At 62.4% G+C, this 6,517-nt stretch carries 6 protein-coding genes; 4 read left to right on the top strand and 2 right to left on the bottom strand.

Annotated elements, in window-relative coordinates; genetic code table 11:
- Positions 1-287: 287 nt before the first annotated feature.
- The gene (locus tag OCL88_RS20570) at positions 288-749 is read right to left on the bottom strand and encodes a DUF3817 domain-containing protein (protein ID WP_264963780.1); all 462 of its coding nucleotides are present in this window, start codon (positions 747-749) and stop codon (positions 288-290) included.
- A gap of 33 nt (positions 750-782) precedes the next feature.
- Positions 783-1,388, bottom strand: coding sequence for a hypothetical protein (locus tag OCL88_RS20565; RefSeq protein ID WP_264963779.1), 606 nt, complete (start codon positions 1,386-1,388; stop codon positions 783-785).
- Positions 1,389-1,610: 222 nt separating this feature from the next.
- Here OCL88_RS20565 and OCL88_RS20560 point away from each other — a divergent pair, with 222 nt between their 5' ends.
- From OCL88_RS20560 to OCL88_RS20545, 4 genes are all read left to right on the top strand, one after another.
- A complete protein-coding gene (locus tag OCL88_RS20560; RefSeq protein ID WP_264963778.1) occupies positions 1,611-2,339 on the top strand; it encodes a FadR/GntR family transcriptional regulator in 729 nt (242 codons plus the stop codon).
- The gene (locus OCL88_RS20555) at positions 2,336-3,328 is read left to right on the top strand and encodes an asparaginase (RefSeq protein WP_264963777.1); all 993 of its coding nucleotides are present in this window, start codon (positions 2,336-2,338) and stop codon (positions 3,326-3,328) included. Before OCL88_RS20560 ends, OCL88_RS20555 begins: the two co-directional genes overlap by 4 nt.
- A 9-nt stretch (positions 3,329-3,337) precedes the next feature.
- Positions 3,338-4,753, top strand: a complete 1,416-nt coding sequence (aspA, locus tag OCL88_RS20550; RefSeq protein WP_264963776.1) for an aspartate ammonia-lyase — start codon at positions 3,338-3,340, stop codon at positions 4,751-4,753.
- A 126-nt stretch (positions 4,754-4,879) separates the two neighbouring features.
- Positions 4,880-6,388, top strand: coding sequence for an amino acid permease (locus OCL88_RS20545; RefSeq protein ID WP_264963775.1), 1,509 nt, complete (start codon positions 4,880-4,882; stop codon positions 6,386-6,388).
- The last annotated feature ends 129 nt before the right edge of the window (positions 6,389-6,517 follow it).

Below are 6,517 nucleotides of genomic sequence, written 5' to 3'. Positions count from 1 at the left end.
CAAAACCCACCCAACTCGACGGAAAAACGCGCCCCCGGGCATCAAAGAAGGTCGCAACGGCACAGCCAAAACAAGCGCAGTCCGCGACAACAGAGCAGAACCCTTCCACCTATTCCAGGAGGGTTTCACCCATTTCATACGATCGCGGAGTCCAGATCGCGGCAGCACGGCTTCGTTTGGTTTGCGATCGGCAGCTCGGCAAAGAGACTCCCGGCTGGATCCGCCAACTCTCTGCCGAGAAGTTGGCTGGGGAATACGGAGAGGCTCTTAGTCAGTGCCGGAGAACCCTACGAGAACCATGTGTCCGGGGGTCCCATGTACAGCAGGAAACTGAACACGGCTGCGACGCCGACCAACACCACTACCGCTGCAAGGATCGGCTTGGCCAAGATCCAGGCCTGAATTTTCTCAACAGCACCCACGGGCTCCTCGCGTCCGGCTGCGAGACGCCACTGACCGGCAAGAAGACCCTTGCGATCAAGTGACTTTTCCACGGGGATGGTGGCATACGGAATGACAGCCGAGACGATGGCCAGGAGCCCGGTGCGCGCCTTCCATTTCTGGTTGACCCACGTGAACGCGGCAATGAAGGCGTAACAGAGGAAAACGAATCCATGGACACCACCTGCAATGCTCACCGCTGCATCAGTCGTCTTCGTGACGTACTTAAGGAAAAGCGCGATCAGAAGAAGAGTCCACGTGACGGCTTCGGCGAAGGCAACAGTTCGGAAAAGGGCGCGGGGTTGCATTGAGTTTCCTCGGTGGTGGGAGTCATGGTCGCTCTAGACAACGGACGGGAGGGAGATCTCGTTCCGTATTCGGGATGTTCCGAATTCCAAAGCCAGCGTTTCTATCTTAATGGGCTCCTGATGCTTCACACGTGCTTTGCCCACCGCCACGTGCGGTATCCAGTGGGGTGACCGATACCCAAGCGCCGGAGAGCTGAGAATGAAGTCATCGATGTTGTCCAGGCCCAGATCGTCGAGAAGCACATGCAGTCCTTGGACCAACAGGGTTTGGTAATCCCGAACGGCCAGCGGGACTTCAACCTCCAGGCTGCTGATGCGCCCGCCGCCCAGAGAGATGATGGTGTCTGATTTACCCAGGAAACCGTCGAGCACAGGAAGTTCCCGCAGCCACGTGGCTATCTCCAGTGCCGCCCTTTCCGCAGGCATCCGCCCCTTGGTCCAGGCGACGATGTCTGCAGCCAACCGCTCCAGGATGCCGATGTGCAAAAGAGTCATATGCAGACTGCCCGGCTTCCTCAGCGAGTCAACGTGATGACCAAGGTCCTCGTAATCCGCAGGACCGGCACCGACGCTCAACACGGGTACCTCCACTGTGATGCGAGGAGGATCCGACGCGTCACGGGATTGAGGGGCATTCATGCCAGCCATTATGCGCTGCACGGCCGGCGCGGGACAGCCCTTGCGTCAGCTTGGGAATGACATGGATCGGGCGAGGATGTCGCCGTACGACGACTTTTCAGGAAGTCGCCGTACGGCGACAGGGACGCCTTGCGAGTAGGTCGCGTACCCCCCAACCACTAAAGCGTGAAGCAGTCCTTTCAGCGTTGACAGCCCCTTGTGACCCGTGCCATATTCAATACCGTGAACCTGTCAGACAGCCGGACAGCCGGACAGTATGGTGCGAGCGCGAGCCGCTCGGCGCCCACTCCTATCTCCCGTATTTCAGCGGCAGAAGCGGTGTTCGCCGCACTCAGGAGGGCAATCGAGGGCGGACAGTTCGATATCGGCACCAAGCTCAGCTCCGAAGCAACGCTGGCAGCACAGTATGGCGTAAGCCGGTCCGTGATCCGCGAAGCACTCCGGTCCTGCAACACGCTGGGCCTAACCACCACCAAGACCGGCAAGGGCACGTTCGTGGTGGCGAACAAGGTTGCTAATGACCTTACCTTGGGTCAGTACAGCGCACGCGATCTCAATGAAGCCCGTCCCCATATCGAGATCCCCGCGGCAGGTCTGGCTGCCGAAAGGCGCACTGAAGAGGAACTTGAGCACCTCAAGGACATCGTCCAGGAGATGCTGCACGAAAACGACCCCGAAGCGTGGGTGAACCTTGACGCGACCTTCCACTCCGCCGTCGCACGCGCCAGCGGCAACCGCGTGTTCGCGAGCGTCGTGCAGGACATCCGCGACGCCCTCGCCCACCAGTCCGAAACCCTGAACCTCGTCGCTGACCGGCAACACCGTTCCGATGAAGAACACGTAGCCATCCTGAACGCCATTGAGGAAGGCGACTCGCAGGGCGCCAGCAAAGCCATGGCTGAGCACCTGCAGGCCGTCAGCGTGGCACTCGAGACGATCCTCAGCAAATGACAAAGGAAACCATGGAAACGCTCAAGCAAGCCACCCGTCACGTCCCGCTGGTTGAACAGACCCGCGACGGACTGGTGGAGAGCATCCACTACGGCTCGCTGGTGGCACTGAATGCGGACGGCAGCACGGCCCTGGAAGCCGGGGAGCCGGATGCGCCGATGTACCCGCGGTCGAGCCTGAAGCCCCTGCAAGCCGTGGCGCTCCTCAAGGCCGGCTTGGACATTCCGGAACGGCTTCTGGCTTTGACGGCAGCCAGCCATTCGGGAGGCAAGGACCACCGTGACGGCGCAGCGGAAATCCTCAAAATCCACGGATTGACCGAAGCCGCCTTGGCCAACAGCACGGACCTCCCCTACGGATTCAACGAACGCAACCAGTGGCTCCGCGAGGGCAACGGCCCCACCCGGCTGGCACAGAATTGCTCCGGCAAGCACGCCTCCATGGCCTCGGTTTGTGTCATCAACGGCTGGCCGGTTGAGGGCTACCTGCACCCCGAACACCCGCTGCAGGTCCTGGTGCGGGACACCATCACCGAACTCACCAGCGAGGACGCGGCCGCGGTCAGCACCGATGGCTGCGGCACTCCCCTGTTCGCCCACTCGCTGCACGCGATGGCCCGCGCCTACGGCCGCCTCGCTTCAGCCGACGAACAAACAAACGAAGGCAAAGTAGCCCACGCGATGCGCCGTCACCCGGATATGGTGGCCGGCGAGGGTCGCGATGTCACCGCGCTGATGCGTGCGGTCCCGGGCCTGCTCGCCAAGGACGGTTTCGAGGGCCTGCAGCTGGTCGGCCTCGCCGACGGCCGGGCCGTGGCCGTGAAGATTTCCGACGGCGGGGACCGCGCCCGCATGCCCATCACCCTTGAGGCGCTTCGTCGTCTGGGGCTCGACGGCGGCACTTTGGACGCGCTGCAGAGCCCACCCGTGCTGGGCGGCGGCCTTCCGGTCGGCGAGCTCCGTGCAGCGCACATTTTCACCACCAACTAAAGGACAGCTATGACCACCGTCGATCAGGCGATCCCTCTCCGTTCCGAGCACGACCTTCTTGGCGACCGCGATGTTCCCGCAGACGCTTACTGGGGCGTTCATACCCTGCGTGCCATCGAAAACTTCCCCATCACGGGTCAGCCGCTTTCCACCAACAAGCACTTGGTCCGTGGCCTCGCGGCAGTCAAGCAGGCCGCTGCACGGACCAACCATGAACTTGGCCTGCTGGACACCGAACGCGCCGACGCGATCGACCAGGCATGCCAAGACATCATGGACGGCAAGCTCCACGAACAGTTCATGGTGGATGTGATCCAGGGCGGAGCCGGGACCAGCTCCAACATGAACGCCAACGAGGTCATCGCCAACCGCGCCCTGGAAATCCTGGGCCACCCCAAGGGTGATTACTCCAAGCTCCACCCCAACGACCACGTCAACCTGAGCCAATCCACCAACGACGTCTACCCGACGGCGGTCAACCTCGCCACGATCTTCTCCGTCAAGGAACTCCTGGAAGCGCTGGAAGAACTTGAAGTAGCTTTTGCTGAGAAAGGCCGCGAGTTCCGCACCGTCGTAAAGATGGGCCGCACGCAGCTCCAGGACGCTGTTCCCATGACCCTGGGCCAGGAATTCGGCGGCTACGCCGTGACGATCGGCGAGGACCGCGCCCGCCTGGATGAGTCCCACATGCTGATCCACGAGATCAATCTGGGTGCCACGGCCATCGGCACGGGACTGAACGCCCCTGCAGGATACGCCGATGCCGCGTGCCGGCACCTCGCCGAAGTAACCGGCCTTCCCCTTCTGACAGCAGCGGACCTCATCGAAGCTACGCAGGACGTAGGCGCGTTCGTCCACCTGTCCGGCGTGCTCAAGCGCGTCGCCGTGAAGCTGTCCAAGATTTGCAACGACCTCCGCCTGCTGTCCTCCGGGCCGCGTGCGGGATTGGGCGAGATCAACCTGCCGGCTGTCCAGTCCGGCTCCTCGATCATGCCCGGCAAGATCAACCCGGTGATCCCGGAAGTAGTCAGCCAGGTCGCCTACGAGGTCATCGGCAACGATGTCACCGTCACCATGGCCGCGGAGGCAGGCCAGCTCCAGCTGAATGCCTTCGAACCGATCATTGTGCACAGCCTGCACAAGAGCATTTCCCATCTCGAAGCAGCGTGCCGCACTTTGACGGCCCGCTGCGTCCGGGGTATCACCGCAAACACCGAACGGCTACGGCTTACCGTGGAGCAGTCGATCGGTCTCGTCACGGCACTGAACCCGCACATCGGATACGCCTCAGCCACAGCAATCGCCAAGGAAGCCCTGGCCACGGGCAAAGGCGTGGCAGAGCTCGTCCTCGAACACGGCTTGCTCACCGCAACCCAACTCGAAGAACTGCTCAGCCCCGAACGCCTGGCAAACCTGAGCAAGTAGGCCCTCCAGCCCCACGGCCCCAAAGCCGTCCTGCCCGATGAGGCACCCACATAAGGAGTTGCGCGCGCCCAAAAACCCTGTACAGGGCACGTGCAGTACACCTAAAGGACACCCGTAAGGATTCCCATGACCAACCCCATCACGGACCACACGGTCCCGCTCCAAGCGCATGCCAGCGAACAAGCCCTCCACAAGGAAGACAAGGGCTACCACAAGGACCTGAAGCCCCGCCAAATCCAGATGATCGCGATCGGCGGCGCCATCGGTACCGGCCTGTTCCTCGGAGCCGGCGGCCGCCTCAACGCCGCGGGCCCGTCTCTGGTCATCGCTTACGCAGTATGCGGCTTCTTTGCCTTCCTCATCCTGCGAGCGCTGGGCGAGCTGGTACTGCACCGCCCGTCGTCGGGCTCTTTCGTTTCCTACGCCCGCGAGTTCTACGGCGAGAAGGCCGCGTTCGTCTCCGGCTGGTTCTACTGGATCAACTGGGCCACCACCACGATTGTGGACATCACGGCAGCGGCCCTCTACATGAACTTCTTCGGCAAATACGTCCCGTGGATGGGTGCCGTCCCGCAGTGGGCCTGGGCACTCATCGCCTTGGTTGTGGTCCTCAGCCTGAACCTGGTTTCCGTGAAGGTCTTCGGCGAGATGGAGTTCTGGTTCGCGCTGATCAAGGTGGCAGCCCTGGTGGCCTTCCTCCTGGCGGGCACGTACTTCGTCATCTTCGGCACCCCGGTGGAAGGCCAGGAAGTCGGATTCAGCCTCATCACCGACAACGGCGGCATCTTCCCCAACGGCCTGCTCCCGATGATCATCCTCATGCAGGGTGTGCTGTTCGCCTACGCCTCGATTGAACTGGTGGGAACCGCGGCCGGCGAGACCGAGAACCCGGAGAAGATCATGCCCAAGGCCATCAACTCCGTGGTCTTCCGCATCGCCGTCTTCTACGTCGGCTCCGTGATCCTGCTGGCCCTGCTCCTGCCGTACACCTCCTACGAAAAGGGCGTCAGCCCGTTCGTGACCTTCTTCGGTTCAATCGGCGTCCAGGGCGTCGATGTCATCATGAACCTCGTGGTCCTGACGGCCGCTTTGTCTTCGCTCAACGCCGGACTCTACTCAACGGGCCGTATCCTCCGGTCGATGTCCGTCAACGGTTCGGCCCCGAAGTTCGCCCAGCGCATGAACAAGGCAGGCGTTCCCTACGGCGGTATTGCCATCACGGCCGGCGTCTCCCTGCTCGGCGTCCCGTTGAACTACCTCGTCCCGGCCCAGGCCTTCGAGATCGTCCTCAACGTGGCTTCCGTGGGCATCATTGTCACTTGGGCAACGATCGTCCTTTGCCAGATGCAGTTGAAGCGCTGGGCGGACAAGGGCTGGCTCAAACGTCCATCGTTCCGGATGTTTGGTGCCCCCTACACGGGCTACCTGTCCTTGCTCTTCCTGGCCGGCGTCTTGGCGATGGTGTTCATCGAATCGCCGCTCACCATGCTGGTCACGGCCATCGCCTGCGCCCTCATGGTCTGGGGCTGGTTCCTCTGCCGCAAGCAGATCCACGAGATCGCGGCCACCCGTGACGGCTACACCGGCAGTGCTCCCGTGGTCGCCAACCGGCCGTTTCCGGGCAAAGACGCCTAGCAACTGAGTGCCCGACGGCGGCACCCGGGTTCCGTAACAGCGGAAGCCGGGTGCCGCCGTCGTGAGTTAACGCCCCCAAGTAGCGCTCAGGCGGCGCTGCCGCACCGTGGTGTTAGAAAGTGTTCTCAC

Source organism: Paenarthrobacter sp. PAE-2 (assembly GCF_026013155.1).
GTDB lineage: Bacteria > Actinomycetota > Actinomycetes > Actinomycetales > Micrococcaceae > Arthrobacter > Arthrobacter ureafaciens.
Note: the sequence above shows the minus strand (reverse complement) of the source record. Positions and strands in the feature narration are given on the sequence as shown.

Excerpts from the sequence above, each read along its gene's own strand:
- OCL88_RS20565 (WP_264963779.1), bottom strand. The coding sequence starts at position 1,388 with ATGAATGCCCCTCAATCCCGTGACGCGTCGGATCCTCCTCGCATCACA.
- OCL88_RS20555 (WP_264963777.1), top strand. The coding sequence starts at position 2,336 with ATGACAAAGGAAACCATGGAAACGCTCAAGCAAGCCACCCGTCACGTC.
- OCL88_RS20570 (WP_264963780.1), bottom strand. The coding sequence starts at position 749 with ATGCAACCCCGCGCCCTTTTCCGAACTGTTGCCTTCGCCGAAGCCGTC.
- aspA (WP_264963776.1), top strand. The coding sequence starts at position 3,338 with ATGACCACCGTCGATCAGGCGATCCCTCTCCGTTCCGAGCACGACCTT.
- OCL88_RS20545 (WP_264963775.1), top strand. The coding sequence starts at position 4,880 with ATGACCAACCCCATCACGGACCACACGGTCCCGCTCCAAGCGCATGCC.